General features: G+C 67.7%; 13 protein-coding genes. 8 read left to right on the plus strand and 5 right to left on the minus strand.

The annotated features are described in order from the left end of the window. The first annotated feature begins 13 nt into the window (after nt 1-13). From cutA to AC1DCU_RS18010, 4 genes are all read left to right on the plus strand, one after another. Nucleotides 14-352, plus strand: a complete 339-nt coding sequence (gene cutA / locus AC1DCU_RS17995; RefSeq protein WP_442252402.1) for a divalent-cation tolerance protein CutA — start codon at nt 14-16, stop codon at nt 350-352. Further along, nucleotides 349-2,739 carry a protein-disulfide reductase DsbD domain-containing protein gene (locus AC1DCU_RS18000; RefSeq protein ID WP_140225400.1) on the plus strand — a complete coding sequence of 797 codons (2,391 nt, stop codon included), beginning with the start codon at nt 349-351 and terminating at the stop codon, nt 2,737-2,739. Before cutA ends, AC1DCU_RS18000 begins: the two co-directional genes overlap by 4 nt. Then, a complete protein-coding gene (locus AC1DCU_RS18005; RefSeq protein ID WP_032976458.1) occupies nt 2,736-3,296 on the plus strand; it encodes a TlpA family protein disulfide reductase in 561 nt (186 codons plus the stop codon). The genes AC1DCU_RS18000 and AC1DCU_RS18005 overlap by 4 nt, the downstream gene beginning before the upstream one ends. Before the next feature lie 803 nt (nt 3,297-4,099). Further along, a complete protein-coding gene (locus tag AC1DCU_RS18010; RefSeq protein WP_478013603.1) occupies nt 4,100-6,625 on the plus strand; it encodes a PepSY domain-containing protein in 2,526 nt (841 codons plus the stop codon). An 86-nt stretch (nt 6,626-6,711) separates the two neighbouring features. Here the strand turns inward: AC1DCU_RS18010 and AC1DCU_RS18015 are convergent, their stop codons facing one another. Further along, nucleotides 6,712-9,249, minus strand: a complete 2,538-nt coding sequence (locus tag AC1DCU_RS18015) for a methyl-accepting chemotaxis protein (protein ID WP_478013604.1) — start codon at nt 9,247-9,249, stop codon at nt 6,712-6,714. A gap of 202 nt (nt 9,250-9,451) precedes the next feature. On the opposite strand from AC1DCU_RS18015, the gene AC1DCU_RS18020 reads away from it, so the two are divergent. Further along, on the plus strand, nt 9,452-10,285 hold the full coding sequence (locus tag AC1DCU_RS18020) for an arylamine N-acetyltransferase family protein (protein ID WP_442252198.1): 834 nt from the start codon (nt 9,452-9,454) through the stop codon (nt 10,283-10,285). A 32-nt stretch (nt 10,286-10,317) separates the two neighbouring features. On the opposite strand, the gene AC1DCU_RS18025 is transcribed toward AC1DCU_RS18020, so the two are convergent. After that, entirely contained in the window at nt 10,318-10,689 is a 372-nt protein-coding gene (locus tag AC1DCU_RS18025) for a VOC family protein (RefSeq protein ID WP_442252199.1), read from the minus strand. A 113-nt stretch (nt 10,690-10,802) separates the two neighbouring features. Between AC1DCU_RS18025 and AC1DCU_RS18030 the strand changes: the two genes are divergently transcribed. Further along, a complete protein-coding gene (locus AC1DCU_RS18030; RefSeq protein WP_442252200.1) occupies nt 10,803-11,519 on the plus strand; it encodes a transporter substrate-binding domain-containing protein in 717 nt (238 codons plus the stop codon). 36 nt (nt 11,520-11,555) lie between these two features. Here the strand turns inward: AC1DCU_RS18030 and AC1DCU_RS18035 are convergent, their stop codons facing one another. Together AC1DCU_RS18035 and AC1DCU_RS18040 are read right to left on the minus strand one after the other, a co-directional pair. Then, nucleotides 11,556-12,458, minus strand: a complete 903-nt coding sequence (locus AC1DCU_RS18035; RefSeq protein WP_032976453.1) for a LysR substrate-binding domain-containing protein — start codon at nt 12,456-12,458, stop codon at nt 11,556-11,558. A gap of 243 nt (nt 12,459-12,701) precedes the next feature. Next, nucleotides 12,702-13,256 (minus strand): GIY-YIG nuclease family protein, encoded by a 555-nt coding sequence (locus AC1DCU_RS18040; protein ID WP_032976452.1) that lies wholly within the window; start codon nt 13,254-13,256, stop codon nt 12,702-12,704. Between the two features lie 84 nt (nt 13,257-13,340). Between AC1DCU_RS18040 and AC1DCU_RS18045 the strand changes: the two genes are divergently transcribed. After that, nucleotides 13,341-14,138, plus strand: a complete 798-nt coding sequence (locus AC1DCU_RS18045) for a D-alanyl-D-alanine carboxypeptidase family protein (protein ID WP_032976451.1) — start codon at nt 13,341-13,343, stop codon at nt 14,136-14,138. Between the two features lie 69 nt (nt 14,139-14,207). Further along, nucleotides 14,208-14,741 (plus strand): hypothetical protein, encoded by a 534-nt coding sequence (locus AC1DCU_RS18050; protein WP_032976450.1) that lies wholly within the window; start codon nt 14,208-14,210, stop codon nt 14,739-14,741. A 19-nt stretch (nt 14,742-14,760) separates the two neighbouring features. Here AC1DCU_RS18050 and AC1DCU_RS18055 read toward each other — a convergent pair whose 3' ends face one another. After that, nucleotides 14,761-15,324, minus strand: a complete 564-nt coding sequence (locus tag AC1DCU_RS18055) for a TetR/AcrR family transcriptional regulator (protein ID WP_051585022.1) — start codon at nt 15,322-15,324, stop codon at nt 14,761-14,763. Nucleotides 15,325-15,329: the final 5 nt, after the last annotated feature.

The raw sequence follows: 15,329 nt of genomic DNA on the forward strand, positions 1-15,329 counted from the left end.
ATACTCGACGGTCATGTCGACCGTCGATCCCGTCCTGCTGCTGTTGACCACCTGCCCGGACCGGGCCAGTGCCGAGCGCATCGCGCACGCGCTGGTCGCCGAGCATCTGGCTGCCTGCGTGACCCGCCTGGACGGCGCTCAGTCGACTTACCGCTGGCAGGGTGAGGTCACCACCGACGCCGAGCTGCAGCTGCTGGTGAAGACCACCGCAAGCCGTGTCGATGAAGCCATCGCCCGGATCGTCGAACTGCATCCGTATGAACTCCCGGAGTGCATCGCGGTCGAAACCCGGGCCGGCCTGCCGGCGTATCTGGACTGGATCCGGGCACAGACCCGGGAGGACATTGATTGAAGACTCTGTTTGCGCGTGGCGCCGCCTTGTGCGCTCTGTTGTGGCTTTCATTGCCGGCCTTCGCGCTGGATGAGAAGGATCTGCTGCCGGTGGACCAGGCGTTCGCGCTGACCGCCAGCGCGCCCGAGCGTGGCCAGATCCAACTGCAGTTCAAGATCGCCCCGGGCTACTACCTGTATCGCCACCGCACCACGGTGAAGGCCGATCCGGCGTTCAACGCCGCTGCGCTGCAGATGCCCGCAGGCAAGAAGCACCACGACGATTTCTTCGGTGAGGTGGAGACCTACCGCGAGCGCCTGCAGGCCACCCTGCCCGGCGCGCCCACCGATGCCGCCGGCACCATCAGCCTGGAAGTGCGTTACCAGGGCTGCGCCGATGCTGGTGTGTGCTACCCGCCGCAGAAGCGCGTGGTGCAGGTGACCCTGCCCGGTGCAGGCGGTGCGGCGGCCACGCTGCCGACCGCACGCGCCACCGGCGCCAGTGCATTCAACAACCCGCTGGCCGGCGCCGGCAGTGGCGGTGGCCTGCGGCTGCCGGGCACCAGCAACAGCCAGGCACTGCCGCTGCCGTCGGATCAGGCATTCGGCTTCGATGCCATCGCCAGCGATGGCAATACCCTGCTGCTGCGCTTCAGCCCGGCACCGGGCTATTACCTGTATCGCGACCGCACCTCGCTGAAGCTGGAAGGCAGCGCCGGGGTACTGGCCGACAAGCCGCGTTGGCCGGCGGCGCAGTCGCACCGCGACGAGCACTTCGGTGATGTGGCGGTCTATTTCAACCAGGTGGAAGTGCCGGTGCCGCTGCGCCGCAGCCGCGCCGAGGCGGTCGACAGCACGCTGGTGGTGACCTTCCAGGGTTGCCAGACCGATGGCATCTGCTACCCGCCGATGACCCGCCGGGTGAAGTTGTCGATCCCCGCCGGCAAGGCCAACACCACCAGTGATGCACCTGCCGCACGCGACGAAGTGATTCGTTCGCTGCCGGCTTCGGCCACTGCCGGCACCCGCGAGGGCGCCAACGGCACACCGCTGCGCCTGCTTCCGACCGTGCCCAACGACGCGCCGGCCGCCACGGGTGGTGCCGACGCCAGCAACGGCTCGCGCGATGCCTTCGCCGCCGACGCGCAGCAGGACAATGCGCTGCGTACCAAGGCTCCGAGCCGCGTACCGAAAACCGACAGCTCGCTGCTGTGGGTACTGCTGCTGGCACTGGGCGGTGGCCTGGTGCTGAATCTGATGCCCTGCGTGCTGCCGATCCTGTCGCTGAAAGTGCTGAGCCTGGCGCAGAGCGGTGAAAGCGCCGAGCGCGCCCGCAGCCATGCCATGTGGTACACGCTGGGCGTGCTGGTCGCCTTTGCGGTGATCGGCGCGCTGATGGTCGGCCTGCGCATGCTCGGCAATGCGGTCGGCATCGGTTTCCAGCTGCAGCATCCCGGCGTGGTCGCGGCGTTGGCCTACATCATGTTCGCGGTGGGCCTGAGCCTGTCCGGCGTGTTCACCATGGGCGGCGGCATCGGCAACTTCGGCCAGTCGCTGGCGCGACGCAGTGGCCCGGCCGGCGACTTCTTCACCGGCGTGCTGGCCTGCGTGGTCGGCAGTGCCTGCGTGGGACCGTTCTTCGGCCCGGCGGTGGCCTATGCCTTCGTTGCACCGCCGGTGGCGGCGATGCTGGTGTTCCTGTTCCTCGGCCTGGGCCTGGCCCTGCCGTTCCTGCTGATCGGCTTCGTGCCGGCGCTGGCCCGTCGCCTGCCCAAGCCGGGCCAGTGGATGGAAACCCTCAAGCACGTGCTGGCCTTCCCGATGTACGCCGCCGCGTTGTGGCTGCTTTGGGTGCTGGGCAAGCAGCGCGGCGTGGATGGCATGGCGCTGGCGCTGGGTGGCCTGCTGCTGCTCACCGGCGGCCTGTGGCTGTTCGAGCGCAGCCGCTGGCGCAGCCAGCGCGCGGCCGGGCTGCTGGGCGTGCTGCTGGTGATCGCCGCGCTGGTGCCGGTGTGGGCGGTGACCCAGCTGGCACCGCCGGCGCGTGCCGCGCAGGCGAGCAGCGAGAACGTGGTGGATTATTCGCCGCAGATGCTGGACCGCCTGCGCGCCGACAACCGCGTGGTGTTCGTCAACATGACCGCCGACTGGTGCGTGAGCTGCAAGGCCAACGAGCGCGCGGTGCTGTCGCGCCCGGAGTTCAAGGAACTGCTCAAGCGTACCAACGCGGTGTACATGCGTGGCGACTACACCAATGTCGACCCGCAGATCACCGCGTTCCTGGATGAGCACAAGGCCGTGGGCGTGCCGCTGTACGTGGTGTACGGCCCCGGCGCCCCGCCGACGGTGCTGCCGACCCTGCTGACGCAGGCGCTGGTGGAAGAAGCACTGCTGCGCACCGCGCGATGAAGTGGCAACGGCCAGCGCTGCTGTGGACAGCAGTGCTGGCTGCCGGTCTTGGCCTATGGGCCGGCAACCGGCTGGCGCCGGAGCCGGCGACGGAAGCTGCAGCGCCTGTTGCGGTATCGCCGCCGGCGCTGCCGATGCTGCGGCCCGGTGATCCGCTGCCGGCGCTGGTGCTTGCCGATGCTGAAGGTCACGCGCTGGATATCCACGAACGCTTCAAGGGCCGCCCATTGCTGGTCAATGTGTGGGCCAGCTGGTGCGGCCCCTGCGTGGAAGAGATGCCCGAACTGGCCCGCTTTGCCGAGGGCCAGGGCGCACACGGCGTGCAGGTGTTGGGCCTGGCACTGGATACGCCGGACGGCGTGCGTGATTTCCTGCAGCGAGTGCCGGTGGACTATCCCATCGTGCTCGATACCCCCGGCCCACGCGATGCCAGCGTGCAGTTGGGCAACGCGCAGGGTCTGCTGCCCTACAGCGTGCTGTTCGACGCACAGGGACGGATGGTGAAGGCCAAGCTCGGACCGTTCGCGCACGGCGAAATCGAAGGCTGGGCGAAGTAGGTCGGCAGGGCTGCGCCCTGCACCTGCGGATGCTTTCAGGCAACAGCAACAGCAACAGCCGAAGCAACGGCCAAAGCGGCATTGCGTGGGATGGCGGGGCGGTGTCGGAGTGCGGGGACGCCGCAAGTACGTCCTTGTAGCTCGTGTGCGCTGTCCTGCGCACACGGCAAGACCGGGGTTGGGCGTCCTGCCCAGCCCGCCCGAGGCATGCCTCGGGCCCATGCGGCTGACACCCCGCACTCCGACACCGCCCCGCCTCTGACAGATTTCCGGTGTCTGATGGATCTACCTCGTGCGTGGATGAATCTTCATCGGAATCGAATATGTCGACAATTGAACGAAGAGCATCCACGCGTGGCGTGGATCTACGTGTCGACCAAGGTCGACACCTACCAACAGCGGCGGGGAATTGTCGAAGGCGGGGCGATGAATCTTCATCGGAATCGAATAGTTGGACAATTGAACGAAGAGCATCCACGCGTGGCGTGGATCTACGTGTCGACCAAGGTCGACACCTACCAAGAGCATCGCAGAACGCCATTCCGGCAGATCGCGGAAAACTGTCGAAGGCGGGGTGGGTCCGGTTGCGGGGGTGTCCGCGGCATGGATGCCGCGGCCAAGCCCCCATGGATGGGTTTACGGCGTCCCCCGCAACCGGACCGGCACTACGGCGGGTGCAGGGCGCAGCCCTGCCGGCAAACCCTCCTTGACCGCAGCGGCCCGCGACCCGGAGAATTACGAGATTAATTCTCATTTGCTGTTGCGCAGGATGCGGGCGGCAGCCTCGACGGCCCTCGATCCCGATGTTCAAGAACGTCCTCTTCCAACTGCACTGGCTGCTGGGCATCAGCGCGGGTGCCATCCTGGCCGTGATGGGCCTGAGCGGTGCAGTCCTGTCGTTCGAGGATGAACTGCTGCGCGCCGCCAATCCCGGCTTCGCCGAGATCGCCGAGCACCATGCCGACAACCAGCAGCCGCTCGCCCTGAGCGAGCTGGTGCCGTTGCTGCAGGCAGGCAGCGAGCGGCCGCTGCAGCGCCTGCGGGTGGATGCCAGCGGCCAGCGGCCATCGGTGGCACGCTTTGCCGGCGGCAAGGACCACTGGGTCTATTTCGACCCCTACAGCGGCGAACGCTTCAGCGCGCTGCGTGGACAGGCCTTCTTCGATTTCGTCGAGGACCTGCACCGCCACATGGTCGCCGGTGAACGCGGCTCGTGGATCACCGGCAGCTGTGCGATCGCACTGTTGTTCTTCACCCTGTCCGGGCTGTACCTGCGCTGGCCACGCCGCTGGTGGCACTGGCGCAGCTGGCTGGCGGTGGAATGGTCGCGCAAGGGCCGGGGCTTCCTGTGGAGCCTGCATTCGGTGATCGGCACCTGGGTGCTGCTGATCTACCTGATGAGCGCACTGACCGGGTTGTGGTGGTCGTTCGACTGGTATCGCAACGGGCTGACCCAGCTGCTGGGTGTCGCGCCCCCCGCCAAGCACAAGGTCGCCACGGATCTGCCCCTGGATCTGCACAAGGTCGAGGCCACGCTGTATGCACTGCCCGGCGTGCGCCAGGGCTTCATCGACCTGCGCCTGCCGGAGAAGCCCGGTCAAGCGCTCAACGTACGGGTGATGTCGGCGGATCCCGCACAACGGGGCGGCCATCACGACCGCGCGCATGACCTGCTGCAGCTCGACCCGGCCACCGGCGCGGTCCTCGACGCGCGCCCCTACGCGCGCCAGGGTGCCGGCGGCCAGCTCACCACCAGCATGTTCGCCCTGCACTCGGGCAGCTTCTTCGGCATGCCCGGGCGCATCGTGGTGATGCTCAGCAGCCTGGGCATGTGCCTGTTCTTCGTTACCGGCTGGCTGTTGTACCTGGACCGCCGCCGCGGCCAGCGTGCCGCCCGCGCGCTGCGGCAGACCGTGCCGGCAGCAGCACCCCATGCCGCGGGCACGCCGTGGCTGGTGGTGCATGCCAGCCAGAGCGGCCTGGCCGAACAGTTGGCCTGGCGTGCGGCGGCACAGCTGCAGGCGGCCGGCCACGCGGTGCAGGTACTGCCGCTTGCGCGCGTGGCTGCCGCGCAGCTGCAGGCCACCACGCAAGCGCTGTTCGTGCTCAGCACCTTCGGTGATGGCGAACCACCGGACAACGCACGGCGCAGCACGCGCCAGTTGCTGGCACAGCGTCCGGACCTTTCCGGGCTGCGTTACGGCATGCTCGCGCTGGGTGATCACCAGTACGCGCAGTTCTGCGGGTTCGGCGTGCAGATCGACGACTGGTTGACGCGCTCGGGCGCGCAACCCTTGTTCGCCCGCATCGACGTCGATGCTGCTTCGGTGGTGGCGCTGCGCCAGTGGCAGCTGCAGCTGACCGCACTGACTGGCATCGACACCGACGACAGCGTGTTGCCGGCCGCCACAGTGATGCACGGCTGGCGCCTGCTCGGCCGCACCCTGCTCAACGCTGGCAGCGTCGGCGGCCAGATCTGGAAGATCCGCCTGGCACCGCCGGCCGATGTCGATTGGCAGGCCGGCGACATCCTGCACATCGCGCCCCGCCACGACGCGATGCATGCCAGCGCGGTACTGCGCGCGCATGGCCTGGATCCCCAGCAGCCACAGCTGATCGATGGCGTTGCGAAGACCCTGCTGGAACTGGCCAGCGAACGCGTGCTGCCCGAACCCGGCCGTGCGTTGCAGGTGCAGGATGCAGGCCTGTGGTTGTCGGGCCTGCCGTCACTGCCTGGGCGTGAGTACTCCATCGCCTCATGCGCCGCCGATGGCGAAGTGGAGCTGGTGGTGCGGTTGGTCCACGACGCAGCAGGTCGCGCAGGACTGGGCTCGGGCTGGCTGGCCCTGCATGCGCCGCTGGACGGTGCGATAGCCGCCCGCGTGCATCGCAACCCGGGCTTCCATCGGCAGCCGGGCGCGCCGATGCTGCTGATCGGCAACGGCACGGGCATCGCCGGCCTGCGCAGCCTGCTGCGCGAAGCCGCGCACCGGGGCGAGCACGGTCACTGGCTGCTGTTCGGCGAGCGTCAGCGCGCGCACGATTTCCTGTTCGCCGACGAGATCATCCAGTGGCAGGCTGACGGGCACCTGCTGCGCTTGGATCAGGCCTATTCGCGTGATGTGGACGATGGCAGCTACGTACAGCATCGATTGCGCGCTGCGACAGATGAACTGCAGGCGTGGTTGGCACGGGGTGCAGTGATCCATGTGTGTGGATCGCTGCACGGCATGGCCGAAGGCGTGGACCAGGTGCTGCGCGAGGCACTGGGCGATGAAAGGGTGGAACTGCTGCTGGAGAACGGGCGCTACCGGCGCGACGTGTATTGAATCCGTTCGCCGGGCATGGCCCGGCGCTACCCGTCATGGGTTTCAACGGTAGCGCCGGGCCATGCCTGGCGAAGGCGATCAGGCCATCACGCCGCCGCCCGTGACCGGCGCTCGGGCTGCAGCCGGAACGCGGCCACCGCTTCGGCCAGCGCACGCACCTGGGTCTGCATCTGCGCAGTCGACGCGCCGGCCTCTTCCACCAGGCTCGCATTGCGCTGCGTGCTGGCCTCCATCTGTACGACGGTCTGGTTTACCTGGGCAATGCCCGCATGCTGGTCGTGCGAGGCACTGCGGATACCGGCCAGCAGGCCGGCCAACTGCTGCACGCTGCTGACGATCTCGTCCATCGTCGTACCCGCCTGCTCGGCCTGCGTACTGCCCTGGTCGACCCGCGTCACCGAATCCTCGATCAGCCCCTTGATCTGCTTGGCGGCATCAGCACTGCGCTGGGCCAGCAAGCGCACTTCGGCCGCCACCACCGCGAAGCTTCGGCCCTGCTCGCCTGCACGCGCGGCCTCCACTGCCGCGTTGAGGGCAAGGATATTGGTCTGGAAAGCGATGCCATCGATCAGCTGGATGATGTCGCCGATGCGCCGCGATGCGTTGCTGATGCCCTGCATGGTGGCCACCACCTGGCCGACCGCGGTGCCGCCGCGCTCGGCAACCCGGGCGGCCTCACGTACCAGTCCATCGGCGCGCTCCGTCGCATCGGCGTTGCGGCCGACGGTATCGGTCAGTTCATGCATCGATGCAGCGGTTTCTTCCAGGTTGGCGGCCTGCTGTTCCGTGCGCTGGGAAAGATCGTGATGGCCGGCAACGATTTCACCCACCCCCACATCCAGGCGGACGGTGGCCTGCTGGATGCGGGTGACGATGTGGCCCAGCTGCGCGACGGTGGCGTTGGCATCGTCACGCATGCGGGCGAACACGCCCTGCAGGTCGCCCTCCAGGCGCACGCTCAGGTCGCCGCGTGCCAGTGCGGCCAGCAGCGCCTGCAGATCGCCGAGGTTGGCCTCGAAGGTGGACAGCAGGCGATTGATGCTGGTCGACAGCGTGCGCACGAAGCCCTGCTTGCCCTCCAGTACGATGCGCCCCTGCAGCTCGCCATGCGCCGCCGCGTCGACCAGTGCCGCCACTTCGGTTTCCAGCAGTGTCTCCAGCGCGCGGCTGCGCCATTCCACTGCCACGCCGAGGAAGTGGTCGTCCTCGACGATGGCGTTGGCGATCAGCTGGTAGCGGGTGCCGGCGTGGCCGATCTCGCGCTCTTCGCGCTGACGGACACCAATCAGCCCCGCCAGTACCGGGTGCAGGCGGACCGCGTCGCTGCCAAGCAACGTCTCTGCGGGAAGATCCAGCAGCTGCAGCAGCGCTGGATTGGCGTAGGCCACCTGCCCTTCCGCGTCGACCACCATCAAGCCGGTCTGCGCGCTGTCCAGCGCCTGCCGCACGCGCGTATTGCCGCGCGCAACCGCGCGCTCGGTTTCGATCCGCGCACGCAGGCGTTGCTGCATGTCGACCAGGCACTGCGCAAGCTGACCGATCTCATCGTTGGCGTTGTGCACGCGCAGCGTGGTGTCGAGCCGATCATCGGCGATATCGCCAGCGAAACGCAGGGTGTCCTGGATCGGTCGACGCACCGCGCGGACGACCAGCACCAGGCTGGTGATCAGCACACCGGCCACCAGCAGCAGAGTGGCCACAAACAGCACGCTGGCCATCCGTGCACCCGACTGCTGACGAAGCTGCGCCTGGGCCAGGGCCACACTTTGCGCCTGCTGGAATGCGGCCAGTGCCGGGCCCACGGCTGCCGCCGTCTCGAGCAGCGACTGTGCTTCCACGTCCAGGCCGACACGCGCGGCGGTATAGCCCAGCAGCGCGGCCTGGTAGGCCTCCATGCCCATGCGCACCTGCTCCTGCACCTCGGCTGGCAGGCCCGCCAATGCCAGATCGAAGGGCAGCTTTTCTTCGCTGGCACGATCGGCGTGGGTGGAATCGCCATCGAGCAGCAGCAGCGCTTCCTGCCGCCGCATCCGCTGCACATGCAGGGAAAGCGCAGGGCGCTCCAGCGCGTCCACCTGTGCCTGCAGTGCGTCGGCGGACTGCTGCAGCTGCGCGGCCAGGCCTGCGTCGCCGCGCCCCATCTCATCCACCCGCTCGAACAACGCGGCGATGCCCTGTGAGAATGCGTCGACGGCTTCAGTCATCGCCTGCAGCACCTTGCGCCGACCCGCATCCATCGGCATTGCACGCAACGCCTGCAGATCCTGCTTCAACATCCGTTGCGTGGCCAGCAACTGGCTGCGGTCGGCATCGTCGAAACTTCGCGCATACTGGGTCTGCAGGCGCCGGGCCTCGGCCACCCGCGCTGCCAGCGAAGCGACGCGGTCACTGCCGTGCTGGTAGCTGGCCTGATCGCGCGCCGCCTGCTTGCTCGCATGGCTGGTCCAGGCATGGACGGCGGCAATGGCCACCAGGCCCAGGCTGCAGACCAGCAGGGTCGCCTTGAGCTTGTCGGCGACGCTCAGCCGATGGGGCTGCAACCAGCGCAGCAGGCCAGGGAAACGGGAACGCAAGCCGGCAACGCGGCTACGCAGGGACCGAAGGTGGGGAACGACGGCCGACATGACAGACTCCAGGCGGAAGGACGCACCTTTATCGACTGGTTGCAGCAGAACTTTAGCCCCGGATTGATTCCTGCTACGAGCGGCGGGCAGTTGTCGCTGTTGTACCGGCCGCAGACGACCGGGGGATGACACCGGCGGGATGCGCTTGACCTCAACCCCGGTTGCGGTATCACAGTGGAGCCCCCCGCCCGTGATGCCTGCCATGCCCATCGACGTCCCCCGCTACCTGCAGCGCCTGCAGCTGGATGCCCCGCCCCCGCTCACCCTGGCCGGGCTGACCCTGCTGCAGCAGCGCCACAACGCCCTGCTGCCGTTCGAGACCCTGACCAGCCTGCTGCGCGACGCGGTGGCAATCGACCTGGACAGCGTCCAGCACAAGCTGCTGCACGCGCAGCGCGGCGGTTACTGCTTCGAACTCAATGGCGCGTTCCTGGCGCTGCTGCAGGCCTTGGGCTTCGATGCGCAGCCACTGAGTGCACGCGTGCTGCTGTCGGCCACCGAGGGCGAGCTGACTGCGTGTACGCATCTGCTCCTGCGGGTGCGTCTGCAGGAAGAGGATTGGCTGGTCGATACCGGCTTCGGCAGCCTGACCCCGACCGTACCGCTGCGCCTGCACGAGACCGCAGTGCAGGACACACCGCACGAGCGTTACCGCGTGCAGACGCTGGATGATGGCGACTTCATGCTCGCCGCCGAGGCGGGGGATGACTGGCGGGCGCTGTACCGCTTCGACCTGCAGCCACCGGCGCCGATCGACAACGAGGTAGGCAACTGGTACGTGTGCACGCATCCGCAGTCGAGCTTTCCCGGCCAGCTGCGTGCATCACTGACCGGGCCGGATTGGCGACGCACCATCGGCAGCGGCAACTACACCGAATACCGCCCGGGCCAGGCGCCGGCCAAGCGCCCGCTGCGGGATGTGCAGGACGTGCGTGAGGTGCTGCAGCAGGGCTTCGGCATGCGCCTCCCCGACGATCCGCGGTTGGATCCGGCCATCGCCGACTGGCTGCAGCGATCACAGGCCACATCCGTGTAGCGCCGCGCAATGCTCGGCTGCTGTGCTTGCGGCTATGGGTTGACGGGTGCCTGCAGAGCAATCCGGTTGCCCTCGCTGTCGCGGATCTCGGCTACCCGCCAGCCACCCGCCACGGCCGGGCCAAAGCACAGCACCGCGCCGGCCTGCAGGGCACGCTGCAGGCTCCGATCCACATCGTCCACGCCCAGGTAGATGCGCGGGCCCTGCTCCGACGGCACGTAGTCGGTGCCGTGCACCAGCGCCATGCTGGCACCTGCGGCGTCGTCGTTGAACGACAGGTAGGCCATCCGGCAGTCATGCAGGTCGATCGGCGCTTCGATGCGTACCTGCAGCCAGTGCTCGTAGAACATCACGGCGCGTTCGAGATCGGCGACCGGAACTTCAACATGCAGGATGGGATTCATGGTGATCGTGCTCGGCGTGCAGGTTGATGAAAGGCAGCATCGCAGCCCTGTGCACTGCACGATACGGCCCCGACTGGCATGCTGGACAGCCTGCCATCGTACTGGAAGCGCCCATGTCCCTGGCCGATCACCGTCATGCCCTGGCCCCGTTGGGCCACCTGCGCGTTGCCATCAACCTGGGCAACCCGGTGCTGGCCCAGGGCGACGCCAATTCACCGCGTGGGCCGTCGGTGGAACTGGCCACCGCGCTGGCACAGCGGCTGGGTGTGCAGGCACGCTTCAGTTGCCACGACGCGGCCGCATCGGTGGTTGCAGCGGCGAGCGACGATGCATGGGATCTGGCCTTCCTGGCGGTGGACCCGGCACGTGCCGACCGCATTGCCTTCAGCGCGCCGTATGTGGAGATCGAAGGCACCTATCTGGTGCGCGATGACAGTCCAGCGCACCGGGTTGCAGACCTTGATCGCAACGGGCTGCGCATCGCGGTGGGACGCGGCGCCGCCTACGATCTGTTCCTCAGCCGTGAGCTGCGGCACGCGGCGATTGAACGTGCCGACACCTCGGCCGCGGCCATCACCCTGTTCGACCAGCAGCGGCTGGATGCAGCGGCCGGCGTACGCCAGCCCCTTCTGGCCTGGGCGCAGGCACATCCCGGCCATCGCGTGCTGGCCGATCGCTTCACCGTCATCCAGCAAGCGGTTGCCGCGCCCGTCGCACGACCCGCAGCGGCGTTGCAGGCGCTGTTCGCGGAAGTGCAGGCGATCAAGGCCGGGCCGCTGCTGGGCGAGGCCTTCGCGCGTGCCGGGCAGGCAGTCACGCTGTTGCGGTGACGCACACTCCATGGCGTCGCGCCTGCCCGCGTGGCGCTACCCCGCGTCTGCGGCCTGCATGTGCCGCACATGCTCGGCCGCCTGGGCGTGCAACCATTCGCGGAAGGCCAGGAAACCACGGTGCCGCACCGAGCGCTGCGGATACACCAGCCAATGCGGCCATGCGGTTTTCAGGCGCCGGTCCGACAACGCAACCAACTGGCCGGAATCCAGCAGCAGCCGCGCCCGCGTCACCCGTCCCAGGGCAACACCGACGCCGTCCAGTGCGGCGCGATGGTGGGCTTCGGAATCATCCAGCACCGCCACGTACCGCGCCGGCGGGCGCTGCCCGGTCAGCGCGAACCATGCACCCCACGCGCCGTCGGGGTCTCCCAGCAGCGGCCACTGTGCCAACGGCAGGTGGCCGATGCCGCCCATGCGCTCGATCAGTGCCGGGCTGGCCATGGGCAGCAGCCATTCGTCGAACAACGGTTCCACCACCAGCCCCGGCCATTGTCCGCTGCCCAGCCGCAGTGCTGCGTCGAACTGCAGTTGCCGGTCGAAGTCGATCAGTCGCTCGCTCGACTGCAGATTGATTTCGATCTGCGGATGCGCGGCCACGAAGTTGCCCAGGCGTGGCACCAGCCAGGCGCTGGCCATCGACGGCACGGCGCTGAGGGTGAGCACATGCTCCGGTCGCGCGGCGTAGGGCTGGAAGGCTTCGTTGATCGCATCCAGGTGGGGGCCGATCTGATCCAGCAGGCGCTGCCCTTCCAGGGTCAAGGCAACACCGCGTGCCTGCCGTATCAGCAGCGGCTGGCCCAGGCGTTCCTCGAGCTGGCGCATCTGATGGCTGAGCGCACTGACCGTCAGGTTCATCGACGCGGCGGCGCGGGACAGGTTGCCCAGGCGTGCGGCAGCGACGAAGCCCTGCAGGGCATGCAGCGGTGGGCGGGACATAAGCCTTGAATTCCTCTCAAGTCGACCTTGCGGAAATGTCGCTTTTTGCACCGCCATGCTGCCCGTATCGTGCATTCCACTCAAGTGGAGGCACGATCATGAACATCTTCAGCGGTCTGTTGTTCCTGCAGGGTCATGTGACCAACGTTGCCCTGGCCCAGCGCCTGGCCAGCCCCGTTCCCGCAGCGCCCGATGCACGCCGGGCACCCCGTCCGGGCAACACCCCGGCCGCCCCGGGCAGTGTCACCACCCGCGCTGCAGGTGATCGGGCAACAACGGCTGCGGATCGATAGCGAGCGCGCGATACGCATCGATGGCGTCGCGCAGTGCGGCCACGCCGACGGGCGAACGCAGGCTTTCCTCTTCCGGCACCTGCACTGCAGCCCAGTCATGCAACCGGTCCAGGCGCTGGACCATTGCAGCCCGCAGCCACAGCCGCAGCGGATAGGTGTGATAGCCCTGCTGCGCCAGCGCTTGCACAGCCTCGGCCAATGCAGCGTTGGCCCCGCGCACCCACTCGGTGTGCCCACCGGCCTTGTCCTGCACCGTCATCGGTGCCGGCGCACGATGCAGCTTGAAGGGCCGGCGCAAGTGCAGTTCCAGGTCACGCGCATCCCGCTCTGATTCCGCCTCGACCAGCGCGCCTGCTTCCAGATCGAAGAACTCGAACCAGCGCCGATGCAGCGCACTGATCCGGCCCAGCGGATCGCGCGAGAAGCCGATCTTCGCGTAGTCCTCCCAGGCACAGGGAAAGACGTAGGCGAACACGCGGCCATCGATGCGGATGTCGGAATCCATTTCCACAGGATCGCGTGGCGGGTATTCGCAGGATGTGCAGGCAATGCCCACGGCATGCGTAGTTCCGGCTACGCTTGCGCGACCATGCCTTCATCGCACGCCCCTCGCCCGCCCGTGTCATCGATCACGATCGATGCCGTCTCGCTCGACATCCTGCAGCAGCAGCACGCGGATCTGCGACGACCACCGGCCTCGCTGACCAAGCTGATGACCGCCTACACCGCCTACGACCTGCTCGCGCAGTCGGGCGGTTCGTGGTCGGACATGATCACCATCGATCCGCGCGACGTGCACGAGGTGGCCGACGATGAAACACGGATGGGCCTGGTGCCCGGCGAAAGCATCGTCCTCGGCAGACTGCTGGAGGGCCTGATGGTGGTCTCCGGCAACGATGCCGCGCTCGCCCTGGCCCGTCACCTGGCCGGATCGCACGCGGCGTTCGCGCAGCACATGAACGATCACGCGCGAGCGCTGGGCCTGCACGATACGCACTTCATTTCCGTGTCCGGCATCACTACCCCGGGGCATCTGTCGACCGCACGCGACATGGCGATATTGGCCGCGCAGGTGCTTGGCCGCTACCCCGATCTGCTGGCGATCACCGCACAGCGCAGCTTCGTGCACCGCACCCTGCACAAGGCCAACCAGAATGCGCTGCTGGGCGAAGACGGCGTGGATGGTTTGAAGACCGGTTACACACAGGCTGCAGGCTTCTGCCTGGCAGCCACCGCCCGTCGCAGGTGCGCTGGGCACGCGCTGCCACTGCGCCTGATCACCGTGGTGCTGGGTGCTGATTCCCGTGCGTCGCGCGATGAGCAGGTACGTGCGCAGCTTGATGCAGGCTTCGCCAGCGCCGGAATGGCCGACGCCCAACGCGCGTGACCGGCAGGCTGGGCAGACACCACGGGCAATGCGCTCTATAGTCCAGCGCCCGAAGGAGTACCCCCACCGATGGATCGACGACTGTTGTGCTGGATGCTTGCGCTGTCCTGCATGTTCGCCGCTGCAATCACCCATGCCGGCGAACTCAGCCCTGCCGAGACCGACGCGCTGCAGCAGGATGTGCGTTCTCTGCTCTCCACCTTCGCGCGTGGCGATACCGATGCCATGATCGAGCGCAGCCATCCCAGCGTGAAGCGCTTCGCTGGCGGCGACGCGGCGTATGCGAAAGCCGCGCGCGATGCGATGAAGGCACTCGGCGACATGGGCCTGAAGGTCATCAGCGATGATGTCGGCGAACCGACCCGCACCTACGCTGCCGGCGACGAAGAAGTCTGCTTCGTGCCGCGGACCACGGTATTCACCACCGACGCACAGACAGTGAAAAGCCTCACCTTCATGGTCGCCATCCGGCAGGTCGGTGGTACGCAGTGGCGCTACATCGATGGTGCCGCCATGCAGGCAATGCCGGAGCTGCTGCGACAGCTGTTGCCGGACCTGCCGCGTGACGTGCCACTGCCATCAGTCAGCGTCGAGCAACTCTAGGCCGCTTCGCCCACACGATTCAGCTGCCACGCTTGACGATGGCGACGATCACGCGCTCCAGCTCGGCCTCGGCAGCCGTGTGTTCCACCGCACCGGCCGCAACCGCTTCAGACAGGGTTTCGGCGGCACCGAGAATGGCCCACAGCCCGGTAGCCGGCACGGCCTCGCCTACTGCGAACGGGCCCAGCCACCGCGCGCACTTGTCGATGAAATCCTGCTGATAGCAACGGCGTACCGCACGCAGTTCCGGTGACCCGGCCAACGCGGCGAGAATGTCCTGGATCTCGCTGCCCTGCGACAGCACACAATCGATGTAGCCCGAGGCGATGGCATGCGCGCGATCCTTCAGCCGCGCCTTCGCACTGCCGATGCGGTCGTCGAAGACCACGGTCTGCTTGTGGTCATAGTCGGCATACAGCGCGGCCAGCAGGCCGTTGCGGGTTTCGAAGTGGTCGTAGGCCAGCGGCTTGGTGACACCGGCCGCCTCGGCCAGGCGGGCCAGGGTCAGCGCATCGGTGCCCTCTTCGCCAACCAGCGCCCACGCCACGTCCAGCAGCTGCCGGGCGCGCTGTTCACGGGTCAGGCGGC

Source organism: Stenotrophomonas sp. 10L48 (genome assembly GCF_056395105.1).